Genomic DNA, 21111 nt, shown 5'->3' on the forward strand with positions numbered 1-21111 from the left:
TCGCCACGATGCTCTTGTACCAGACGCACGGCGCGGTCACGGACTTCCGGGGAAAACTTGTTCTGCTTGCTCATAAGGGCTCCATTCTCTCAAAGGTTGGAGCCTCCGCAAAACCCGGGGCAATTCACGTCGCTGCACCTGGCGGGCGAGCTGTTCGCCGCGACGGCCGGCGTGCGCCTGACGCAGGTGCCGTACCGCGGCAGCGCGCCCGGCCTGAACGACACGGTGGCCGGCCACGTGCCGATGATGTTCGACAACATGCCCTCGGCCCTGCAGCTGGTGAAAGCGGGCAAGCTGCGGGCCCTGGCCATCACGAGCGCCGCGCGCTCGCCCGAACTGCCCGACGTGCCGACCATGGCCGAGGCGGGGCTGCCCGGCTACGAGATCTCGGGCTGGTTCGGGGTGCTGGCGCCGGCGGCCACGCCCCAGCCCATCGTGCAGCGCCTGGACCGCGAGCTGCGGGCGGTGCTCGAGCAGCCCGACGTGCGCAGGCAGATCGCCGACATGGGCGGCGTGATCTCCGCCGCCGGCCCCGCCGACTTCCGCCGCTACATCGCCAGCGAAACCGACAGATGGGGCGCCCTGGTGCGCACCGCCCACATCAGGCTTCAATGAGAAAGGAGACACGCATGAACACCTATCGGCATCTGGAAATCCACCCCATCGCGGGCGCGCTGGGCGCGGAAATCCGCGGCGTCGACCTGTCGCGCCCGCTCCCGGACGAGCAGTTCGAGGAAGTGCGCAGCGCGCTGCACGAGCATCTGGTGATTTTCTTCCGCGACCAGAACCTCACGCCGCGGCAGCACGTGGAATTCAGCTCGCGCTTCGGCGAGCTGCTGGAAGTGCCCTTCGTGCGTGCGCTGGACGGCTTTCCCACCATTCTGCCCGTCATGAAGGGCAAGGCGGAAAAGACGCGGCGCAATTTCGGCGGCCTGTGGCATTCGGACATGAGCTACTCGGAAAAGCCCCCGCTGGGCTCGGCGCTGTACGGCCGCGTGATCCCGCCTTACGGCGGCGACACGATGTGGGCGAACATGTACCGCGCCTACGAAACCCTGTCCGACCGGCTCAAGCAGGTGCTGGACGGGCTGGGCGCGGTGCACAGCGCGGTGCGCTCCTATGGCGCCGGCGGCGCGGTGGTGAACAACGGCGACCCGGCCCACAAGATGGACGTGCGCACCGACGAGCGCGCCAGCAGCGAGGTCGTGCACCCGGTGGTGCGCGTGCACCCGGCCACCGGCAGGAAGGCGCTGTACGTGAACAGCACCTACACGCTGCGGTTCGACGGCATGACCCAGGAAGAAAGCGAGCCGCTGCTCCAGTTCCTGTACCAGCACGCGGCGCGCCCGGAATTCACCTGCCGCTTCCGCTGGTCGCCCGGTTCGCTCGCGGTCTGGGACAACCGCTGCACGCAGCACCTGGCCATGAACGACTATGACGGCTTCGACCGCGAGCTGCACCGCACCACCATCTCGGGCGACCGCCCGGTGCCGGCGTCGCGGACGCTGCAGTAAGCATGCGCGCCATCCGGAAAGACGAGGGCATGCCGCCCTCGTCCCAAGCGGCAGGGCCGCATGGCCGATAGGCGAATCGCGCCGTTTCCCGCACGCTGGCCGGGTTGGAGGAAGGGGCCAGGGGGAAAAGAAGATGGATATCGTGCTGGCGTTCGCGCCTTTCGCCGTGTTCGCCGTCCTGGAGCGCAGCGTGGGCGTGCTCGAGGGCCTGGCGGCGGGGGCGGCGGCGGCCGCCTGCCTGCTGCTGCGCGACTGGGTCAGCCCCGAACGCCGGGTCAAGCCGCTGGAAAGCGGCTCCTTCCTGCTCTTGGCCGGCTTGATGCTCTATGCGCCCATGGCCGGCGGCGACGGCTGGTCCGTGGCCGAGGCGCGCCTGCGGGTCGATGGCGGCATGCTGGCGGTCGTGCTGCTGACCATGCTGTTGCGGCGCCCGTTCACCCTGGAATACGCGCGCGAGCGCGAGCCCGAATATGTCTGGAAAAACCGCCGCTACCGCCGCATGAACTATGTGGTGACGGGAGCCTGGGCGGCGGCGTTCGCGGTCATGGCGGCGGCCGACATGGCGCTGCTGCGCTGGCCCTGGCTCTCGCCGGCGCTGGCCGTGGCGGCCACGGTCGCCGCCCTGTACGGCGCGGCGCGTTTCACGCGCTGGTATCCGAGCCGCGACTCCGCCCTGCCCTGAGCGCGGGCGGCACGCCGGGCGTGCCGGCCCGCCCTACTGGTAGCGCTCGCGGTAGCTCACGGGCGACAGGCCGCAATACTTGCTGAATATTTCGCGGAACGCCTTGGTGTCGTTGTAGCCCACTTCGTACATGACCTCGGCCACGCTCTTGCGCGTGGATTCCAGCCGCTGCTTGGCCGCCTCCACCCGCACGCGCTGCAAATATTCGACGATGCTGTGCCCCGTGGCCTGCCGGAACCGCCGCTCCAGCGTGCGGCGGCCCATGGCGTGGCGGCTGGCCAGCTCGTCCACGGCGATCTTTTCGGGATAACTGCCCTCGATGTACGCCTGGACGGCGCGCACCACCTGGTCCGCGTGGTCTTTGCTGCCCATGAACACCGCGAAAGGCAGCTGGCTCTGGCGGCTCCAGTCGAGCTGGAAAAACTTGGCGCACCAGATCGCTGTGTCGCGGTCGGTGTACTTTTCGACCAGATGCAGCACGAGGTGCGCGGCCGAGAACGAGCCGCCGCTGGTGTAGACGCCGTTGCCGGCCATGACGACGCGGTCCGTCACCCATTGCACCGACGGAAACAGGTTGGCATAGAGGTTCTGCGCCGCCCAGTGCACGACCGCCTCCTGCCCGTCGAGCAGGCCGGCGGCCGCCAGCAGCGCGGCGCCCAGGCACAGGCTGGCCACCTCCCCGCCCTGGCGGTGGTGCCGCGCCAGCCACGCGACGGTTTCGCGGTTGTTCAGCACCGCATCCGAAATGGCGCCCTGCAGCGGCGGAACGATGCAGATATCGACCGCGCCCGCCTCGTCCAGCGTGGCGTCGGCCTGCACCGTGATGCGCCCGCCGTCCAGGCTGACCTCGCGCTCGACCGCCAGGGTGCGCACCTGGAAGCCGGGCGGCAGGCCGCGCGCGGCGCGGTATTCGTTGGCGACGATGAAGCCGTGCCTGGCTGTTTCGAGCGCAGCGATGTTCGCGCCCGCAGGCAGCAGGAAAGCGACGTTTTTCATGCGCCTAGCATACGCCGCAAGCCTGTCGCAATCCACCCGCAAGAATGTCGCAATCGCCTATCGGAGTCCCGCCCGAATCCCGATAGAGTGACGCCATGCCATCCCGGAATGCCGCCGGGCGGGCGCGGGGCCCGCCGGCGGCGCATACGACCCTCAGGAGACAAGCATGGAAAAGAAATACGTGGACGGTTTTCTGCTCTGCGTTCCCACGGCGAAGCTGCAGGAGTACCAGGCGCTCGCCGAACAGGCGCGCACGGTCTGGCTGGAGCACGGGGCGCTGGACTTCCGCGAATGCGTGGGAGTCGACCTCGACCCGCAGCACGGCTGCGCCTCCTTCGCCGCAGCCGCCGGCGCGCAGCCGGGCGAAAGCGTGGTGTTCTCGTGGATCACTTACGCCAGCCGCGCCGAGCGCGACCGCATCAACGCCAAAGTCATGAACGACAGCCGCATCTCCGGCACGCAATGCGAAGGCGTCTTCGACGCCAAGCGCATGTGCTGGGGCGGCTTTTCCACACTGGTGGGCGACTGAGCCCGCATTCCGGCCGCCGGGCCCGGAACCGGGCGCGGCGCCGCAGCCAAAGGAGACAGACATGTCCAGACCCGCAACCCGCCCCATTCCCGAAGGCATGCATACGCTGACGCCGCACCTGGTGTGCGAAGGCGCGGCCGCGGCCATCGACTTCTACAAGACGGCGTTCAACGCCGAGCAACTCTCGCTGCTGCCCGGGCCCGACGGCAAGGTCATGCACGCCATGCTGCGCATCGGCGACTCGGCCCTCATGCTGTCGGATGACTTTCCCTCGTGCGGCAGCCTGGGGCCGAAGGCGCTCAAGGGCTCGCCCGTGACCCTGCACCTGTACGTGGAAAACGTGGACGCCGCCATCAAGCAGGCGGTCGACGCCGGCGCCCAGGTCACCATGCCGGCGACCGACATGTTCTGGGGCGACCGCTACGGCCAGGTGGTGGACCCCTGTGGCCATCGCTGGTCGCTGGCCACGCACAAGCAGGATCTCTCGCCCGAGGAAATCCGCGAGGGCATGGCCCGCATGTGCGCGGAAATGGAAAACGCCAAGCCCGCCGGCGCAACGGGAGATGCGCGATGATGACGCTGTACGGGCTGGGCCCGACGCGGTCGCTGCGCGCGCTGTGGGCCTTGCGGGAGCTCGGCCTGGAATTCGATTTCGTGCCCGTCAACCTGCTGGCGGGCGAGAACCGGCGTGCGGACTTCCTGCGCCTCAACCCCGCGGGCAAGCTGCCGGTGCTGGTGGACGGCGACCAGGTCATTACGGAGTCGGCCGCCATCGTGATCTACCTGGCGGAAAAATACCGCGACAAAGGGCTCATGCCGGACGACCTCGGGCAGCGGGCGCAAGCGTACCGATGGGCGCTCTTTGCGGTGACCGAGCTCGAACAGCCGCTCTGGCGGATCGCCCGCAACACGTTCGTCTACCCGGAGCACAAGCGCATCGCGGCCGACATTCCGCGGGCCGGGGAAGATTTCGCCGACATGGCGGCCGTACTCGAGCGCCATATGGAAGGCAGGCCGTTCGTCGCCGGCGACCGCATCAGCTTTGCCGACTGCATTGCCGCCTACACGCTGGACTGGGGCGAGCATGCTGGGCTGCTGGGCGGCTTTCCCAACCTGCGCGCATACGTGCAACGCATGTATGCGCGCCCCGCCGCGCCGCGGCGCATCGCCGAGGCCATGGCCGACATGCGCCCGCCCGCCTGAGCGCCCTTCTTCAGGCGGGATACGGCCCCAGGTAGTCGAGCTTGCCGATCTTCACGCCCGCGTGGCGCAGAATGGCGTAGGCCGTCGTGACATGGAAATAGAAGTTCGGCAGGGCGAAACTCAGCAGATAGGCGTCGCCCTGGAAGCTGGGCTTGAACTCGCCGAAGTTCAGGACGATGGGGCGGGTTTCGGTGCCCTCGAACTTTTCCGCGGGCACGCTCTGGACATAGGCCAGGGTGCCGGCGATGCGCTGCCGCAGTTCCTCCAGCGTCTTTTCCTCGTCGGGAAACTTCGGCGCGTCCACCAGCGACAGCCGCTGCACCGCGAACTTGCTGGTGTCGCTGGCGCGCTGGATCTGGCCCGACAGCGGATACATGTCGGGCGCGAGCCGCGCGCCGACGAGTCCGGCCGGGTCGATGCCTGCATCGGCGGCATGGCGGGCGGCTTTTTCGAGCAGCGCGGACAGCACGTTCAGGCCGCGCACGAAGGCAGGCACGCTGGCCTGGTACATGGTCAAGGGCATGAGAGACTCCAGTCAGGCGAAACTTCCAGCCCGCCGATCTTAGCGCGGCGCGGGCCGGCTGGCGAAGCCCGCCCGCCGCATCGCGGATTCGCGGGCCCGGCGGCTCAGGGCCCGGCGCCCGCGCCCGGCACGAGCTTGCGCCGGTGCCCCTGGAAGAACCGCCAGCACAATGCCGAAGCGTCGGGCCCGTGGCCCGCATGGTATTTCACCGTGGGATCCCCGCCGCTCCAGGCGTGTTCCAGCCGCGTCACTTCGCACAGGCTCACCACCGCCTTGCGGCCGCGCAGCATGTCGAGGCGGCGGTAGGAATTCACGGTGCCCAGGCCCAGCACGCGATCCGCCGGCATTTCCTGCGGATGCACGTCATTGACGATCCGGAACTGCTCGGCCAACTGCCGGGCGTTGCGCGGCGCCACGAACGGATCGAGCTGTCCATGCAGAATGATGGCCGGCATGCCCAGGCGGAACACTTCCGGCGCGGCCACGTTGCGCAGCACCTCGGGCAGCGACTTCACGCTGCCCCGGCGCATGAGCTGCAGCCCCGCCGCCGCGTTGCGCGCATCGCCCGCCACCGGCCCCGAATGCAGGCCCACGGCCGCGATCAGCGCGGGATGGCGCAGCGCGAGCAGCGCGGCCATGCCGGCGCCCGCGGACAGCCCCGCCACATAGACGCGCTCGGGATCCAGCCGATGACGCTCGACCTCCGCACGGATGAGCGCGGCCAGCAGATCGGCCTCGCCGCCGCCATGAGCCTCGTCCGGCAGGAACCAGCGCCAGCAGCGCTGCACCTGGCGCGCCATCGACTGCTGCGGATACAGCACCATGAACCCACCGGCGTCGGCCCAGGCATTCATGCGCGAGCCCCGCGCGAATTCGGCGGCGCTCTGGCGGCAGCCATGCAGCATGACCACCAGCGGCATGCCGGCGGGCGGCGCGCCTTCGGGCGTATAGCGGGCGAAAGAGATGCGCCGCCCCGCGGCGTCCACGAAATGCCGCGTCGCTTCCCAGCGGCCCTTGCCCAGCGCCGGGGCATCCGCCTCGGACCGGGAACGCGCCGTCCGGGCGGCCGGCTTGCGGACGGCCGCGCGCTTGCCGCTCTTGGGCGGCATGGCGGCGCGCAGCGCGGCGCGCTGCAGCCGGCTGATCTTCTTCGCCGCCCTGAACAAGAATTTGCTGAAACTGCGCGCCATGATTCGGCCCCGGCCGCTCTGATGGAAACGGCTGCGCCCCGAAATGTATCACAGCGTAACCATTCGGGCCGTCACTTTTTTTGCTTCAGAATTGTTCAAACGCAAGGCGCGCCCGCCGCGCCGGCGCGAAGCCTTCACGGTTCGCGCAGATATTCCGTGGGCGAGCGCCCCAGCACGCGGCGGAACATCGTGGAAAACGCCGCCGGGCTCTGGTAGCCGAAATCCAGCGCCACCGCCGTCACCGGCGCGCCGGCCGCGAGCCGCGGCAAGGCCAGCACCACGCAAGCCCGTTGCCGCCACTCCGAATACGACATGCCGGTCTGCCTGCGGAAGGCTCGGCTGAAACTGCGCAGGCTCATGTGCAGCGCGTCGGCCCAGGCCTGCGGCGGGCGCGCGGCGTCCGGCGCGCCGACGAACGCCCGGCACAGCGCCGCCAGCCTGGGTTCGCGCGGCAGCGGAATATGCAGCGGCAGCACCGGCGCGCGCGCCACTTCATGCAGCAGCAGCGCGGCCAGCGCCCCGTCGCGGCCCGCCTCGTCGTAGCGCGCCGGCATCTCCACCGCCTCCAGCAGCAGATGGCGCAACAGCGGCGATACGTCCACCACCTCGCAGACCGTACCCGGGCGTCCCGCGCCCGGCTCCAGGTACAGGCTGCGCGTGCTCACGCCCTGCATGCGGACCTCGTGCGCGACGCCGGGCGGAATCCAGACGGCGCGCTGGGGCGGCACCACCCAGTCGCCGTCGCGCGTGCCCACCAGCATGACGCCGGTGGCGCCATAGAGCAACTGACCGCGGCGATGGGCATGGGCGGGCAGCAGATGGCCTGGCGGATAGTCGTTGCCAATGGCGACCACGGGCCGGGCCACGGCGTCGTACAGGTCGATGTGAGCGTTGCGCATGGCCGGAAACGAGGCGCCTGGCCGAAATGAAAACATCATTGTCGCATCTGCGAAAGCGCGCCACGCGCCGGCCGCCTATGCTCTTTTCCGTCTGGATGAAAACGGAAGACGGAATCGCATGCTTTATCTATTCCTGGGACTGGCGGGCCTGGCCAGCGGCGTGACCGCGGTGCTGTTCGGGTTCGGCGGCGGCTTCGTGGTGGTGCCGGTGCTGTATGCCACGCTCACCGCGGCCCACGGCGCGAACGACGCGCTGGGCGCGGCCGCCATGCACGTCGCGGTGGCGACCTCCACCTGCGTCATGATCGTCAACGCCCTGGCCGCCACACGCCGCCACCGGCGCGCAGGCAATCTGCGGCGCGAGTTCCTCTGGCCCCTGGCCGGCTTCATCGCCGCCGGCGCGCTGCTGGGCGCGTGGCTCGCCACCCGCGCCAGCGGCGAGCTGGTGCGCTGGGCCTTCATGGCCTATCTGGGCATCACCATACTCGACTGCCTGCTGCGCCGCGGCTTTCTGCAAGGCGAGCCGGCCGCCGGCGCCAGGCCGCTCCCGCTGCCCGAGGCCGCGGGCGGCGGTCTGGTCATCGGCGCGGTGGCGGCATTCCTGGGCGTGGGCGGCAGCGTCATGACCGTGCCCCTGCTGCGCCGGCGCGGCCTGCCCATGGCGCAGGCGGCCGCCATGGCCAACCCGCTCACCGTGCCCGTGGCGGTGGCCGGCACCCTCGCCTATCTGGCCGCGGGCCGCGGCATGCCGGCCCCGCTCGCTCCCTGGATCGCCGGCTACGTCGACCTGCTGGCCTTCGCCGTGCTCACGGCCGGTTCGCTGGCCGGCATCCGCCTGTCCGCGCCCCTGCTGCCGCGCATTCCCGACCGCCTGCACGCGCGCGTCTATGTGGCGCTGCTGTGCGCGGTGCTGCTGGCCATGGCGCTGGCTTAGGCCAGCAAGCGGCGCCATGCCGGCAGGCTGCCCCTGTCGTCCATCTCGCCCAGCCAGCCGCGTCCGCACCTTGCGAAGGCCTGGTGCACGTCGGCAATGGCGGTAGCCAGGCCGGAATCCTGCCCCAGTTCCTCCAGCATGGCCGCGGCCTCGCGCATTTCCTCCGACCGCCTCTGTCCGTGCTCTGCCACGCGGCCGATCAGGTAAGCCTCATACCCCTTGTCCCAGCCCACGCCGGGAAAGCTGGCCGCCAGGGAAGCCAGCACGCGACGATCCACGCCGAAATGCAGCGCCGCCTGCATGGATTGCACACACAGGGCCTCGGTGCCCTTGATCATGATGCTGCGGCAGAGCTTGATGGCCGACGCCAGCCCGACCTCATCGGCGACAGCCTCGGTGCGCATCCCCATGGCATTGAGCGCTGGCGACAGCTCGCGAGCGCTCCGGCCACCCAACAACATGGGCACTCGCACCCCCTGCGGCGGCACCGGCGCCATGACGGCGGATTCGACATAGTCCGCCCCCGCCGCCTCGATATGCGCGCAATTGTCCTGCTTTGCCTTCGGCGACACCGAGTTCAGGTCGATGAATGTCTGGCCTGTTTCCAGATGCGCGGCAGCGTCGCGCGCCACGATGCCGGCCTGGCTGGCCGTGACTGCGGAAAATACCCATTGCGGGCCCCTCAGGCAGTCGGCCAGGCTCCCCGCCACACGGGCGCCCGCGCGCTCGGCCTTGTCCCGTATCAGGGCGGCAGCCGCCGGATCGTCCAGCTTGATGTCATAGACGGCAACGGCACAGCCGCGGGCGCCCAGCGCCTGCGCAAAGATCGGGCCGACTTCTCCAAAACCGATGACGGCCACGGACGGAATGTTTTCTTGCATGAGTCGCTCCAAAGAAATGCGGTGCTCAAGACGAGCTTGCCTTGAGCGTCGCGCGCGAACCTGAATCGTCGCGGCGCGCGCAGGCGTTGAATTTCTGGCGGTCGAACAGGCCTTCCCACTTGGCAAGCACCATCACCGCTACGCTATTGCCTATCACATTGGTGGTGGAAGTCGCGATGGCAAGGATCCGGTCGATTCCGAACAGCAAACCCACGCCGGACAAAGGCAACGCCCGGGTGGACTGCAGCGTGGCCGTCAGCTTGACCAGGGCGCCTCCAGCCGCGCCCGCGCCACCCTTGGATGTCACCAGCATCACGGCGAGCAAGGCCAATGCCTGCGACCAGGGCAAGGGCGTGTCGGTTGCCTGGGCGATGAAACCAATGCCGCAGGCCATGTACAGAGAGGCGCCGTCGATGTTGAAGCTATAGCCCGCCGGCAAGACGAAACCCACCACCGCTTCATCGCACCCGGCCTGGCCGAGTTTGCTGACCAGCCGGGGAAAGGCGGCTTCGCTGGCCGCCGTGCCCATGGCGAGCACGGCCTCGTCGCGGATCACATACAGGATCCGGAAGATGGAAAGACCGGCGCTGGCGGCGACGAGGCCCAGAACGACGAATACGAAGAACAGCGCCGCGGCGTAATAGGTCAGGATGTAGCGCAGCAGGTAGATCAGGGTGTTTCCGCCATGGCTGCCCACGGCCGCCGCCATGGCGCCGAAGGCGCCCAGCGGGGACAGACGCATGATGAAGCCCAGCATCTTGAACACCAGCGTCTGCGCCTCGTCCAGCAGCTTGAACGCCACCCAGTCGGGTCTGGCCGCCACGGCAAGAGCGCCGCCGGCCAGCAAGGACACGAAGAGCACCGGCAGAATGTCGCCGGTCACGAAGGCCAAGACCAGCGTGCGCGGAATGATGGACAGCAAGAAATGCGTCAGCGAAAAGTCCGCCGCGCCGGCCTCGATCACCTTGTCGACCCCGTGGCCGGCCTCGGCCAGGACAGACGCATGCAGACCGTCGCCCGGTCTGAGCCAGCTCACAATGCCGTAACCCACGACCATGGCGATGGTGCTGACGACCTCGAAATATAAGAACGTTTTCAGGCCCAACCTGCCGAGCTTGCGAAAGTCCTTGATATGGCCGATGCCATGCACCACTGTACAAAAGATGATGGGTCCCAGCATCAGCTTCAGCAGCGCGATAAAACCCTCGCCCAGCGGTTTCATCGCCCTGGCGTGCTGCGGATCGACCAGACCGAAAACAATTGCCAGCGCGATCGCCGCCAATACCTGCACATAAAGTTTCTTGAACGCTTTCAAGCAATGCTCCCCGGTCGGCCTCGGCCGACCTCCCGTCCGTATTCCGTCGATCTATTCCGGCCGGATGCCGGCGCGCTGGGCGGCATCGCGGGAGCGGGCGTATTCCTCTCGGAGAAAAGCTGCAAACCCCGCGGAGGTTTCCTGCTGCGAGGAGGCGGCCTCCACGCCGAAGTCCCTGAGCTTGCCCTCGATCGCCGGATCGTGCGCGCCATCGGCCACGGCCCGCTGCAGCCGCGACAGGACATCGACCGGCGTGCGCGCCGGCGCCAGCAGGCCGGCATAGCTGGCCGCCGCCAGGTCTTTGTAGCCGGCTTCGGCCAGGGTTGGCAGTTCGGGCGCCAGGGCAAGCCGATGATCGGCCGCGATCGAGACGATGCGGACCTTGCCCGCTCTGTGCAAAGGCAGGGCCGTTGAAAACTCCGTGACCGTGGCCTCGATACTGCCGCCCATCAAGTCCGGAATCAGCGCTCCGCCGCCCCGGTAGGGCACATTGACCAATTTCGCGCCCGTCGCCGCGTTGATGCGCAGCAGGGTGAGGTGAGTGGCGCTGCCCACGCCCGAGGTTCCGGTATTGATGCTTCGCTTGCGCGACAGGGCCACCAGTTCCTCAAGGTTGCGCGCCTCAACCTGCGAATTGACGACCAGGACATGCGGCACATAGCCCACCATGGCCACCGGCGCGAAGTCCTTGAGAGGGTCATACGGCATCTTGGCCTGGATGAAGGGATTCACCGTCAATGGCCCGTTGGAACCGACCAGCAGCGTGTACCCATCGACCGGCGCGCGCGCCACCATGTCGGCGCCTATGCTGCCGCCGGCCCCAGGCTTGTTCTCCACGACAGCCGGCACGCCGAGTCTGGGACCGATGGCCGCGGCAATGATGCGCCCCACCGCATCGATGTTGCCGCCCGCCGCAAATGGAACGATCAGTCGCAAGGGCCGATCCGGATAAGCCGCCAGCACCCGCCCCGGCAAGGCCAGCGAGCCCAGCGCCAGGCCGCCGCTGCGTAAGAAGTCGCGTCGCTTCATAGTCTCCTCCATATTGTTTTCGTTGCGCGAGACAGACTCAGTCCAGATAGCGCAGTCCCGCGCGCGCGAGGGACTCGCGCATTCCGTAGATATCCAGTCCCAACTCGCCGGCGGCCAGGCGCTCGCGCTTGCGGGCCTCGTTGGCCAGCCGCTCATCGGCGCGGTCGGCGATCTGTCCGACCCGGACAGCCGGCACCACGACGACGCCGTCCGCGTCAGCCAGCACCACATCGCCCGGCCGCACCAGGACGCCTGCGCACACCACCGGGATGTTGACCGACCCCAGCGTCGCCTTGACCGTTCCCTGGGCGCAAATGGCCTTGCTGAAAACGGGAAAACCCATTTCGCGCAACGCCAGCACGTCACGCGCCCCGCCGTCGATCACCAAGCCTTTCGCCCCGCGTGCACGGAAACTGGTGGCAAGCAGTTCGCCGAAGAAACCATCGCGGCAATCGCTGGTGCAGGCCGCCACCACCACATCGCCCGGCTGCAGTTGTTCGGCGGCCACATGCATCATCCAGTTGTCGCCCGGCTGCAGCAGCACGGTAACGGCCGTGCCGCACAACCGCGCCCCTTCGTACACGGGCCGGATGGCAGCGTCCAGCAGTCCTGCCCTGCCCATGGCCTCATGCACCGTGGCCACCCCATGGGCCGACAGGCGCTCGACCATTGCCGGGTCGGCTCTTTCGATCCGGCGTTTGACCACTCCCACCGTATTCAACAGTTCTTCCATTCAAAGCCCCTTGAGCGCCAGCGCCGCGTCCAGCCGCGGATACACGCGCCGCGCATTGCCTTCGTAAATCATCTGCCGCTCATCCCGGCTCAGTCCGGCGGCCTCGATGTAGCGGCGCGTATCGTCGTAATGAAATCCGGTTTGCGGATCGATGCCCCGTACCGCGCCTATCATCTCGCTGGCGAACAAGACGTTCTTCACCGGGATGACGCGGGCCAGAAGATCGATACCAGGCTGGTGATAAACGCAAGTGTCGAAATACAAGTTGTCCAACAGCCACGTTTCCAGCGGCGGCTTCTTCATTTCCTGCGCCAGGCCGCGGAATCGGCCCCAGTGATAAGGCACGGCTCCTCCGCCGTGCGGAATGACGAACCTGAGATCCGGGAAATCCTTGAACAGATCCGAACCGAGACATTGCATGAAGGCCGTCGTGTCCGCGTTCAGATAGTGCGCGCCGGTTGTATGAAAGCAGGCATTGCAGCTAGTGCTGACGTGGATCATGGCCGGGATGCCGTACTCCACCATGCGCTCATACAGGGGATACCAGTAGCGATCGGAGAGCGGGGGCGAGGTCCAATGGCCGCCGGAGGGATCCGGATTGAGATTGAGCGCCACGAAACCGTATTCCTCGACGCAACGCCTGAGTTCGTCCAGGCTGGTTTCAATCGGGGCGCCGGGCGACTGCGGCAACATCGCCGCGCCGACGAAATGATCGGGAAACAGCGCGGCCACGCGGTAGCACAGCTCATTGCAGATAGCCGCCCAGGTCTGGCTGGTAGCCAAACTGCCGATGTGATGCGCCATGAAACTGGCGCGGGGAGAGAAAATGGTGAGGTCGCACCCTCGCTCGCGCATCAGGCGCAATTGATTCATCTCTATGGATGCGCGAATCTCGTCATCGCGGATGCGCAGATCGCTGACGCGAGGCGCTGCCGACGGGTCCTTCAAGCCGGCGATCTGGCGTTTTCTCCAGTTCTCGAGCGCCTGGGGGGCCGTGGTGTAGTGGCCATGGCAATCGATGATCAAATTGATTCTCCAGAAACGGCGCGCGGCGCGTAGGCCACGCCGCGCATCAACAGGCGCGCCGTGCGAAGCAGCGCGGCGCGAACCACCTTGCCCGATGCGTCCAGGTCGAGCTCGACGCTGAACTCCCCCGAAGGGTGTTCCACCGATATGCGCTGCCTCGTGCCGCCGGGCGGGCACGCCAGGCCCTGGACCACGGAGCCCGGCAACACGCAGGCCGTGGCCACGGTCACCGCCGCCAAGACCCCTATGGCGTCGTGGCAGACATGAGGAATGAAGCATCGCGTGGATACGCTGCCGCCACGAACCGGCGGCGAAAGCAGGCACATCTTGGGATAGGGCTTGCGGCGCACGTCGCCCAGGCCCATCAACTCGCCGGCATGCAGGCGCAAAGCTTCCAGGCGCGTCTTGAGTTCCTCGTCGGCGTTGAGTTGCGCCACGCTTTCGTCGCCGCGGCGCCCGAGATCGGCAGCGCGCATCAGAACCATGGGCATGCCATTGTCTATGCAGGTGACGTCGATATCGGGCATCCCGGCTGGATGCAGGCGGTCCAGGACATTGCCGGTGGGCAGCAGGCTCCTGCATACCGAACCCGCCGCGTCCAGAAAACTGATGGCAATGGGCGCCGCCGTTCCCGGCACGCCGTCGATGCGCGCCGAGCCGTGATAGCACAGGCGGCCTCCCGGCGTCTGCACCTCGATGTCGCACAGCATGCCGGTATTGAGGGTCAGCACGCGATAGCTGCTCACCTGGCCTCGCGGCGCCACCATGCCCGTCTCCAGAGCGAAAGGCACGACGGCGGCCAGCATATTGCCGCAGTTGGGCGTGGTATCGACCTTTGCCTCATCGACCGCCACCTGGGCGAACAGGAACTCCAGGTCCACGCCCGGCTCGCGGCCCGGCCCCACGATGCCGGCCTTGCTCGTCAAGGGATGGGCTCCGCCCAGCCCGTCGATCTGGCGCGCATCCGGCGACCCCATGACCGCCAGTAACAGGGCGTCCCGGCTGGCACGGTCAGCGGGCAGGTCCTGGGCCCTGAAGAAGGGCCCGCGGGACGTCCCGCCCCGCATGAACAGGCAGGGCACCGCGTGCTGCATTTGGTTTGTTTCAGATGTCTCCATTCCCAGCCATCCAGCAGTATGTTTTTTGCGAAAGTATGGGCTTTCCGGCAATTGGCCGGGTTGCCTTGTGCCTGAATGACCGTTCTAATATTTTTATGAGCCCTGATTCTCCGTCGATATGGAACCTCGCGATCGCCCGCCCCTGAGCCTGCGCCACCTCCATGTCTTCAATGTCGTGGCCGCCGCCGGCGGCGTGCGACGCGGAGCCGAGGCGCTGTATCGCGCCTCTTCCGCCGTCACCCGCGCCATCAACCGGCTGGAGGCGGCCTTGGGCGTCGCCCTGTTCGAGCGCAAGGGCACTGGCATGCTCCTGACGGCCGCCGGCGAAACGGTGCGCGTGCGCACCGAACGCATCCAGACGGAGCTCGCGGCCGTACTTGACGAAGCGCGGCAACGCGGCGGCCGGACAGGCAATCCGGGCGTTCTGTATCACACGGGACGGCTGACCAATGCCGCTCTGCTGGCCGACGTGCATCACATGTCCACGGTCGCCCACCAGCAGGGCTTGACCCAACCCGCCGTCAGTGCGGCGATTTCGCGGCTGGAGCAATGCCTGGCGCAGCCGATTTTCCAGCGCACGCCGCGCGGCATGATCCCCACGCCGGCCGGCGAACGCTGGGTAATGCGCTTCAAGCGCGTCCTGGCCGAACTGCGCAATATCGAGGCCGATGTCGCCGCCCTGAATGGCGCCATCGAGGGCGTGGTGACCGTCGGCGCCCTGCCCCTGATACGCACGCTGGTGCTGCCGCGCGCGATCGCCGAGGTGCTGGCCCGCCATCCTCGCCTGCGCATACGGACGCTGGAGAGTCCGTATGGGGATCTTTGCGCGGGGCTATTGAGCGCGGAGGTGGATTTCATTCTCGGCGCGCTTCGTCCGCTGCATGACAAGTCGCTCAGCACCGAAGTCCTGCTGCATGAAGACATCGTCCTGCTGGCCCGCACCGGCCATCCCCTCGCCGCACGGCGCGATATCGGCTTTGACGACCTGCGCGCCTATCCCTGGGTTCTGTCGCGCGCCTCCTCGCCGCTGCGCTATCAATTGAACGATTTCTTCCGCGCCTACGGCCAGCCCCTGCTCGAGCCATCGGTCGAAACGGCCGACCTGGCCACGCTGCGCGGACTGTTGCTGCACTCCAATATGTTGACGGCTCTGTCGCGCCATCAGATGCACTATGAAGTCGCCAGCGGGGGCCTGCAGGCGCTCGATTTCCCTCTGGACGGCATGCAGCGCGAGATTGGCGTCACGGTGCGTGCGGGCGCTCGGCTGTCGCCAGGCGCCCACGCCCTGCTCCAGGAAGTGCGGGCTCAGGCCCTGCTGGCCGTCCCCGCATAAACGGATTCGATCGCCCCGGCTCCTCAAACGCAACCCCGTCCTGCCGCGGCGCCGGCATACTCGACGCACGTCCCCCGAGAGGAGATCTTTCATGAAGCGCGTTCCGCCACCCCATCCCGCGCCGCATGCGCCCGCCTTCGCCCTGCCGCCGGGCAGTTGCGATGCCCACGTCCACGTCTACGGACCCGCGGCGCGCTTTCCCTATGCCCCCGAACGGCGCTATGACCCGCCAGATGCGCCCATCGAAACATTGCAGCGACTGCACCGTCATCTGGGCGTGGACCGGGCAGTGCTGGTGCAGGCTACCGTCCATGGCACCGACAACCGCGCCATGCTCGATGCCATCAGCCGCGATCCCTCGCGCTACCGCGGCGTGGCCCTGGCCGCCGATGACGCGGACAGCAAGGAACTCGAAGCGCTGCATGCGGGGGGAGTTCGAGGCCTGCGCTACAACTTCATGCCCCACCTGGGCCCTTCTGCGGACCTGGATGCGGTGATGCGCATGGCGCATCGCATCGCCGGTCTGGGCTGGCATGTGCAACTGCATGCCCATGCGGAAGACCTGGCATCCATGCAAGACTTTCTGCATGCGCTGCCCGTGCCATTCGTCATCGACCACATGGGCCGCGTCATGGCGGAGCGCGGCCTGGGTCAACCTGCGCTGGCCAGCTTGTTGCGCGTGCTGGAACATCCGCGCGCCTGGATCAAACTCAGCGGTCCGGAAAGGCTGTCGGCCGCCCTGTCCCGAAGCACGCCGCCCTATGCCGACGTTGTTCCCATTGCGCGCCGCATCCTCGACGTGGCGGGCGACCGCGCCGTATGGGGACTGGACTGGCCACATCCCAATGTGCGCGAAGTTCCCGACGACGGCGACCTGATCGACATCCTGCCGTCCTACGGCGATGCGGAGACGCTGCGCCGACTGCTGGTGGAAAATCCCGCGCGCCTGTATTTCGGCCCGTAAACCGCCTCGCGGCTGGGGCCGTCTCCTGAACCTCCCCCGGGCTGCGCCGCATTATCGACAATTCCGGAAACATGCCCGCCAGCGCGGGCTACGAAATCGCGCAGAACATTACCGGGCGGCCTCCCGGGGCGCCCCCGGGGGCGCGGCCGCGGCCGTGGTGGCCCGCCGACACAGGAAAACACATCGGGAAACTTGCAGCGGCGCGCAATTGCTTGCCATCATGGATGCACGGTATTGCCATGCAACAAGGAGATCTCATGCAGCGTTCCCTCAAGACCGGGCTCACGTCCGCCGCCTTCGCCGCCGCGCTTGCCGCCGCCCTGAGCGCCGCGCCCGCGCCGACCCTGGCGCAGAACACGCCGGCGCAAGACGCGCCGGCGCAAAACGCGCCGGCCTCGCAGGCGCCGCTGCCCATGCAGGCGGTGCCCAATCCCACCGACCAGCAACTGCAGCGCTTCGCCTCGGCTTCGCAGAAGGTGGCCGGCGTGGTGGACGAATACCGGCCCAAGGTCGAAGCCGCCAAGACCGACGACGCCAAGCAGAAGATCGTGCAGGAGGCCGACGCCAAGATGGTGAAGCTGGTGCGGGCCGACGGCCTGTCGGTGGAGGAGTTCAACGGCATCAGCCGGGCGGTGGAACAGAATCCGCAGCTCAAGCAGCGCGTCATCGACCTGAGCAGGCGCGGCGCCGCACCGCGCTAGGGGCCGGCGCGCACCGGCGCGAGCCGGGCCAGGCTCCCCCGGCGCCGTCGCGCATACAGGGTCGCGGCGTTATGCTGTTGCGGCGCATCAGCCCCTCAATCCATCACGGGAGTCCCTGTATCGTGACCGCGGAACGCATTCTTTACGACCTTGCCGGCGCCGACGAATCGCTGCGCTTCAGCCCGCATTGCTGGAAAACGCGCATGGCGCTGGCCCACAAGGGCCTGGCCGTGCGCACCGTGCCCTGGCGCTTCACCGAGAAGGAAGCCATTGCCTTCTCGGAGCAGAAGCTGGTGCCGGTGCTGGTGGACGGCGACACCACGGTGAGCGATTCCTGGCGCATCGCCTGCCATCTCGAAGACCGCTACCCCGACCGCCCCTCTCTCTTCGGCGGCGCCATCGGCCGCGGCGTGTCGCGTTTCGCGAACGGCTGGGCCGACGCCACGCTGGTGCCCATCCTGGCGCGCCTGCTGCTGCCCTCCATCCACGCGCTGATCCACGAAAAAGACAAGGACTATTTCCGCGCCACGCGCGAAAAGCGCTTCGGCCCGCTGGAAGAGCTGCCGCCCGGCTACGAGGCGCAGATCGGGCTGTTCCGCCAGGCCCTGCAGCCGCTGCGCCAGACGCTGGAGCGCCAGCCCTACCTGGCCGGCGACCAGCCCGCCTACGCGGACTATGCCGTCTTCGGCATGTTCATGTGGGCGCGCTGCACCAGCGCGCACGCCCTGCTCGACGAAGGCGACGCGGTGTACGCATGGCGCGAGCGCCTGCTGGACGCCTTCGACGGCCTGGCGCGCCGTGCGCCCATGATCAGGTCTTGAGGCGGTAGCCGGTCTTGAAGATCCAGCGCACCACGAACATGCACAGCGCCAGGAAGGCCAGCGTCATGCCCACGCTCACGCCCAGGCTGACGTCGGCCACGCCATAGAAGGACCAGCGGAACCCGCTCACCAGGTAGACCACCGGATTGAACAGCGTGGCGGTCTGCCAGAAGGGCGGCAGCATCTTGATGGAATAGAAGGTGCCGCCCAGGAAGGTAAGCGGGGTGATGATCATGAGCGGGATGATCTGCAGCTTCTCGAAGCCGTCGGCCCAGATCCCGATGATGAATCCGAACAGGCTGAATGTGATCGAGGTCAGCACCAGGAAGCCGATCATCGCCAGCGGATGCGCGATGCCGAACGGCACGAACAGGCGCGCCGTCGCCAGCATGATGAGCCCCAGGATGATGGACTTGCTGGCTGCCGCTCCCACGTAGCCCATCACGATCTCCAGATATGAGATGGGCGCGGAATGGATTTCGTAGATGGTGCCCTGGAAGCGCGGCATGTAGATGCCGAACGAGGCGTTGGCCACGCTCTGCGTGAGCAGCGACAGCATGATCATGCCGGGCACGATGAAAGCGCCGTAGCTCACGCCGTCGATCTGCACCATGTGCGAGCCGATGGCCGAGCCGAACACCACGAAATACAGCGAGGTGGAAATGACGGGCGAGGCCACGCTCTGCATCAGCGTGCGCCAGGCGCGGGCCATCTCGAAGCGGTAGATGGCGCGGATAGCGTAGAAGTTCATGATGACTGGTGCACCAGGCTGACGAAAATCTCCTCCAGCGAGCTTTCGGAGGTGTGGAGGTCGGTGAATTCGATGCCCAGCTCGTTGAGCTGGCGCAGCAGCCGGGAGATGGCCGCCCCGCCCTGCTCGTCGTAGGTGTAGACCAGCTTGCGGCCCTCCTCGCCCAGCTCCAGCGCGTAGGCGGCCAGCGCCTCGGGCACGGCGGGCAGCGCCGACTTGAGCGTTAGCGCGAGCTGGCGCTTGCCCAGCTTCTTCATGAGGGCGTGCTTTTCCTCGACCAGGATGATCTCGCCCTTGCGGATCACGCCGATGCGGTCGGCCATCTCCTGCGCTTCCTCGATGTAGTGCGTGGTGAGGATGATGGTGACCCCGCTTTCGCGCAGCCGGCGCACCATGTCCCACATGCCGCGCCTGAGCTCCACGTCGACCCCCGCGGTGGGTTCGTCCAGGAACAGGATCTTGGGCTCGTGCGACAGCGCCTTGGCGATCATGACGCGGCGCTTCATGCCGCCCGACAGGGCCATGATGCGGCTGTCTTTCTTGTCCCAGAGCGACAGCTCGCGCAGCACCTTCTCCACGTAGGCATGGTCGGTCGGCTTGCCGAAGAGGCCGCGGCTGAAGTTCACCGTGCTCCAGACGCTTTCGAAGGCGTCGGTGGAGATTTCCTGCGGCACCAGCCCGATGGCCGAGCGCGCCGCGCGGTAATCCGCGACGATGTCGTGGCCGTCGGCCCATACCCTGCCCTCGGTGGGGTTGACGATGCCGCAGATGATGCTGATGAGCGTGGTCTTGCCCGCCCCGTTGGGTCCTAGCAGCGCGAAAATCTCGCCGCGCCGGATCTCCAGGTTTACGTTCCTGAGGGCCTGGAATCCCGACGCGTAGCGCTTGGACAGCCCCTGCACTGATATAACCGGCTGCACTGAAGCCCCCGCGAAAATGGAGAGCGGGTCATTTTACCGGCCATGCGCCGCTGTTTATCCGTACAGGAGGAACAGCGTGTTCGGCCTGCCGGCCCAATGGCCGGCGGCGGGCCGTTTCAGCGTCCCCAGCGCAGCACCAGCGGATCCAGCCGGCGCGCGGCGTCGAGCAGCCCGTCCCGCACCTCGGGGCGCATGGGCGGAAACGGATGGCGGCCGGCCTCGCAGGCGATGACGCCGCCGGCTTTCATGAGCGCCTTGGCCGTCAGGATGCCGCCCTGCCGGTTTTCGTAGTTGATGAGCGGCAGCCAGCGCTCGTAGCGGCGGCAGGCCTCGTCGCGCTCGCCCGCCCGGTGGGCCTCGATAATGGGGCGTATGCCGTCGGCGAAGCCGCCGCCGGTCATGGAGCCGGTGGCGCCCGCGTCCAGGTCGGGCAGCAGCGTGATGCCTTCTTCTCCGTCCCACGGACCCTCGACCGCGCCGCCGCCCAGCGCGATCAGGTCGCGCAGCTTGGACGCCGCGCCCGCCGTTTCGATCTTGAAGTACGACACCTGGGCAATCTCGCGCGCCATGCGCGCCAGCAGGGCCGCCGGCAGTGGCGTGCCGCTGACGGGCGCGTCCTGGATCATGATGGGAATATCCAGCGCGTCGGACACGCGCTGGAAGAATTCCACGATCTGCGGCTCCGGCACGCGCAGGGTGGCGCCATGATACGGCGGCATGATCATCACCATTGCCGCGCCCATGTCCTGCGCGCGGCGGCTGCGCGCGGCGCAGACGCGCGTGCTGAAGTGCGTGGTGGTGACGATGACGGGAACCCGCCCCGCCACGTGCTCCAGGATCAGCCGCGTGAGCGTCTCGCGCTCGTCGTCGGCCAGCACGAACTGCTCGGAAAAATTGGCCAGGATGCACAGCCCGTCCACCCCGCAGTCGATCATGAAGTCCACCGCACGCTTCTGGCTCGCCAGGTCCAGCTCGCCGGACTCGGTGAAGGGCGTGGGAACCACCGGGAAAATGCCGCGGTACCGCGGCGCTTGCGTGAGGTTCATGGC

General features: G+C 67.7%; 24 protein-coding genes. 11 read left to right on the forward strand and 13 right to left on the reverse strand.

Annotation, left to right across the window (positions count from 1 at the left end; genetic code table 11):
• Positions 1 to 96: 96 nt before the first annotated feature.
• The 3 genes from NGJ44_RS15830 to NGJ44_RS15840 all read left to right on the forward strand — a co-directional run bounded on the left by NGJ44_RS15830 (position 97) and on the right by NGJ44_RS15840 (position 2196).
• Positions 97 to 615, forward strand: coding sequence for a tripartite tricarboxylate transporter substrate-binding protein (locus NGJ44_RS15830; RefSeq protein ID WP_251864529.1), 519 nt, complete (start codon positions 97 to 99; stop codon positions 613 to 615).
• Positions 616 to 629: 14 nt separating this feature from the next.
• On the forward strand, positions 630 to 1514 hold the full coding sequence (locus tag NGJ44_RS15835) for a TauD/TfdA dioxygenase family protein (protein WP_053244612.1): 885 nt from the start codon (positions 630 to 632) through the stop codon (positions 1512 to 1514).
• Positions 1515 to 1647: 133 nt separating this feature from the next.
• Complete coding sequence (locus NGJ44_RS15840) at positions 1648 to 2196, forward strand: hypothetical protein (protein WP_251864530.1); 549 nt, start codon at positions 1648 to 1650, stop codon at positions 2194 to 2196.
• Positions 2197 to 2229: 33 nt separating this feature from the next.
• On the opposite strand, the gene NGJ44_RS15845 is transcribed toward NGJ44_RS15840, so the two are convergent.
• Positions 2230 to 3192: a GlxA family transcriptional regulator gene (locus NGJ44_RS15845; protein WP_251864531.1), complete on the reverse strand. Its 963-nt coding sequence runs from the start codon at positions 3190 to 3192 to the stop codon at positions 2230 to 2232.
• Positions 3193 to 3358: 166 nt separating this feature from the next.
• Between NGJ44_RS15845 and NGJ44_RS15850 the strand changes: the two genes are divergently transcribed.
• The 3 genes from NGJ44_RS15850 (at position 3359) to NGJ44_RS15860 (ending at position 4924) form a co-directional block, all read left to right on the forward strand.
• The gene (locus NGJ44_RS15850) at positions 3359 to 3721 is read left to right on the forward strand and encodes a DUF1428 domain-containing protein (protein WP_053244625.1); all 363 of its coding nucleotides are present in this window, start codon (positions 3359 to 3361) and stop codon (positions 3719 to 3721) included.
• Positions 3722 to 3782: 61 nt separating this feature from the next.
• Positions 3783 to 4295 carry a VOC family protein gene (locus tag NGJ44_RS15855; RefSeq protein WP_251864532.1) on the forward strand — a complete coding sequence of 171 codons (513 nt, stop codon included), beginning with the start codon at positions 3783 to 3785 and terminating at the stop codon, positions 4293 to 4295.
• Entirely contained in the window at positions 4295 to 4924 is a 630-nt protein-coding gene (locus NGJ44_RS15860) for a glutathione S-transferase family protein (RefSeq protein ID WP_053244624.1), read from the forward strand. Before NGJ44_RS15855 ends, NGJ44_RS15860 begins: the two co-directional genes overlap by 1 nt.
• Before the next feature lie 10 nt (positions 4925 to 4934).
• Here the strand turns inward: NGJ44_RS15860 and NGJ44_RS15865 are convergent, their stop codons facing one another.
• From NGJ44_RS15865 to NGJ44_RS15875, 3 genes are all read right to left on the reverse strand, one after another.
• A complete protein-coding gene (locus tag NGJ44_RS15865; protein WP_053244609.1) occupies positions 4935 to 5447 on the reverse strand; it encodes a DUF1993 domain-containing protein in 513 nt (170 codons plus the stop codon).
• Positions 5448 to 5551: 104 nt separating this feature from the next.
• On the reverse strand, positions 5552 to 6613 hold the full coding sequence (locus NGJ44_RS15870; protein WP_251864533.1) for an extracellular catalytic domain type 1 short-chain-length polyhydroxyalkanoate depolymerase: 1062 nt from the start codon (positions 6611 to 6613) through the stop codon (positions 5552 to 5554).
• A 158-nt stretch (positions 6614 to 6771) separates the two neighbouring features.
• Positions 6772 to 7536, reverse strand: a complete 765-nt coding sequence (locus tag NGJ44_RS15875) for an AraC family transcriptional regulator (RefSeq protein WP_251864534.1) — start codon at positions 7534 to 7536, stop codon at positions 6772 to 6774.
• A 118-nt stretch (positions 7537 to 7654) separates the two neighbouring features.
• On the opposite strand from NGJ44_RS15875, the gene NGJ44_RS15880 reads away from it, so the two are divergent.
• Positions 7655 to 8470 carry a sulfite exporter TauE/SafE family protein gene (locus tag NGJ44_RS15880; RefSeq protein WP_251864535.1) on the forward strand — a complete coding sequence of 272 codons (816 nt, stop codon included), beginning with the start codon at positions 7655 to 7657 and terminating at the stop codon, positions 8468 to 8470.
• Here the strand turns inward: NGJ44_RS15880 and NGJ44_RS15885 are convergent.
• From NGJ44_RS15885 to NGJ44_RS15910, 6 genes are read right to left on the reverse strand one after another with little or no spacing between them, the layout of a single operon-like run.
• The gene (locus NGJ44_RS15885; RefSeq protein WP_251864536.1) at positions 8467 to 9330 is read right to left on the reverse strand and encodes a DUF1932 domain-containing protein; all 864 of its coding nucleotides are present in this window, start codon (positions 9328 to 9330) and stop codon (positions 8467 to 8469) included. The genes NGJ44_RS15880 and NGJ44_RS15885 overlap by 4 nt on opposite strands.
• A gap of 46 nt (positions 9331 to 9376) precedes the next feature.
• The gene (locus NGJ44_RS15890) at positions 9377 to 10666 is read right to left on the reverse strand and encodes a cation:dicarboxylate symporter family transporter (RefSeq protein WP_251864537.1); all 1290 of its coding nucleotides are present in this window, start codon (positions 10664 to 10666) and stop codon (positions 9377 to 9379) included.
• Between the two features lie 51 nt (positions 10667 to 10717).
• Positions 10718 to 11695 (reverse strand): Bug family tripartite tricarboxylate transporter substrate binding protein, encoded by a 978-nt coding sequence (locus NGJ44_RS15895; protein WP_251864538.1) that lies wholly within the window; start codon positions 11693 to 11695, stop codon positions 10718 to 10720.
• A 37-nt stretch (positions 11696 to 11732) separates the two neighbouring features.
• The gene (locus NGJ44_RS15900) at positions 11733 to 12428 is read right to left on the reverse strand and encodes a 4-carboxy-4-hydroxy-2-oxoadipate aldolase/oxaloacetate decarboxylase (protein ID WP_053243869.1); all 696 of its coding nucleotides are present in this window, start codon (positions 12426 to 12428) and stop codon (positions 11733 to 11735) included.
• Positions 12429 to 13454: an amidohydrolase family protein gene (locus NGJ44_RS15905; RefSeq protein ID WP_251864539.1), complete on the reverse strand. Its 1026-nt coding sequence runs from the start codon at positions 13452 to 13454 to the stop codon at positions 12429 to 12431. It abuts the gene before it with no gap.
• Positions 13451 to 14572: a 4-oxalomesaconate tautomerase gene (locus NGJ44_RS15910; protein WP_369798670.1), complete on the reverse strand. Its 1122-nt coding sequence runs from the start codon at positions 14570 to 14572 to the stop codon at positions 13451 to 13453. Before NGJ44_RS15910 ends, NGJ44_RS15905 begins: the two co-directional genes overlap by 4 nt.
• Before the next feature lie 118 nt (positions 14573 to 14690).
• Here NGJ44_RS15910 and NGJ44_RS15915 point away from each other — a divergent pair, with 118 nt between their 5' ends.
• The 4 genes from NGJ44_RS15915 (at position 14691) to NGJ44_RS15930 (ending at position 18391) form a co-directional block, all read left to right on the forward strand.
• Positions 14691 to 15905 (forward strand): LysR family transcriptional regulator, encoded by a 1215-nt coding sequence (locus tag NGJ44_RS15915; protein ID WP_053243872.1) that lies wholly within the window; start codon positions 14691 to 14693, stop codon positions 15903 to 15905.
• Between the two features lie 91 nt (positions 15906 to 15996).
• Positions 15997 to 16869, forward strand: coding sequence for an amidohydrolase family protein (locus NGJ44_RS15920; protein WP_053243873.1), 873 nt, complete (start codon positions 15997 to 15999; stop codon positions 16867 to 16869).
• 257 nt (positions 16870 to 17126) lie between these two features.
• Complete coding sequence (locus tag NGJ44_RS15925) at positions 17127 to 17570, forward strand: DUF4168 domain-containing protein (RefSeq protein WP_251864540.1); 444 nt, start codon at positions 17127 to 17129, stop codon at positions 17568 to 17570.
• A 122-nt stretch (positions 17571 to 17692) separates the two neighbouring features.
• Entirely contained in the window at positions 17693 to 18391 is a 699-nt protein-coding gene (locus NGJ44_RS15930) for a glutathione S-transferase family protein (RefSeq protein WP_200908081.1), read from the forward strand.
• On the opposite strand, the gene NGJ44_RS15935 is transcribed toward NGJ44_RS15930, so the two are convergent.
• The 3 genes from NGJ44_RS15935 to NGJ44_RS15945 all read right to left on the reverse strand — a co-directional run bounded on the left by NGJ44_RS15935 (position 18381) and on the right by NGJ44_RS15945 (position 21108).
• The gene (locus NGJ44_RS15935) at positions 18381 to 19142 is read right to left on the reverse strand and encodes an ABC transporter permease (protein ID WP_251864541.1); all 762 of its coding nucleotides are present in this window, start codon (positions 19140 to 19142) and stop codon (positions 18381 to 18383) included. The genes NGJ44_RS15930 and NGJ44_RS15935 overlap by 11 nt on opposite strands.
• Positions 19139 to 20062, reverse strand: a complete 924-nt coding sequence (locus tag NGJ44_RS15940; RefSeq protein ID WP_053246577.1) for an ABC transporter ATP-binding protein — start codon at positions 20060 to 20062, stop codon at positions 19139 to 19141. Before NGJ44_RS15940 ends, NGJ44_RS15935 begins: the two co-directional genes overlap by 4 nt.
• A gap of 116 nt (positions 20063 to 20178) precedes the next feature.
• On the reverse strand, positions 20179 to 21108 hold the full coding sequence (locus NGJ44_RS15945; protein WP_251864542.1) for a dihydrodipicolinate synthase family protein: 930 nt from the start codon (positions 21106 to 21108) through the stop codon (positions 20179 to 20181).
• Positions 21109 to 21111: the final 3 nt, after the last annotated feature.

The sequence above is a fragment of the Achromobacter sp. Marseille-Q4962 genome, from assembly GCF_943737005.1.
GTDB lineage: Bacteria > Pseudomonadota > Gammaproteobacteria > Burkholderiales > Burkholderiaceae_B > Achromobacter.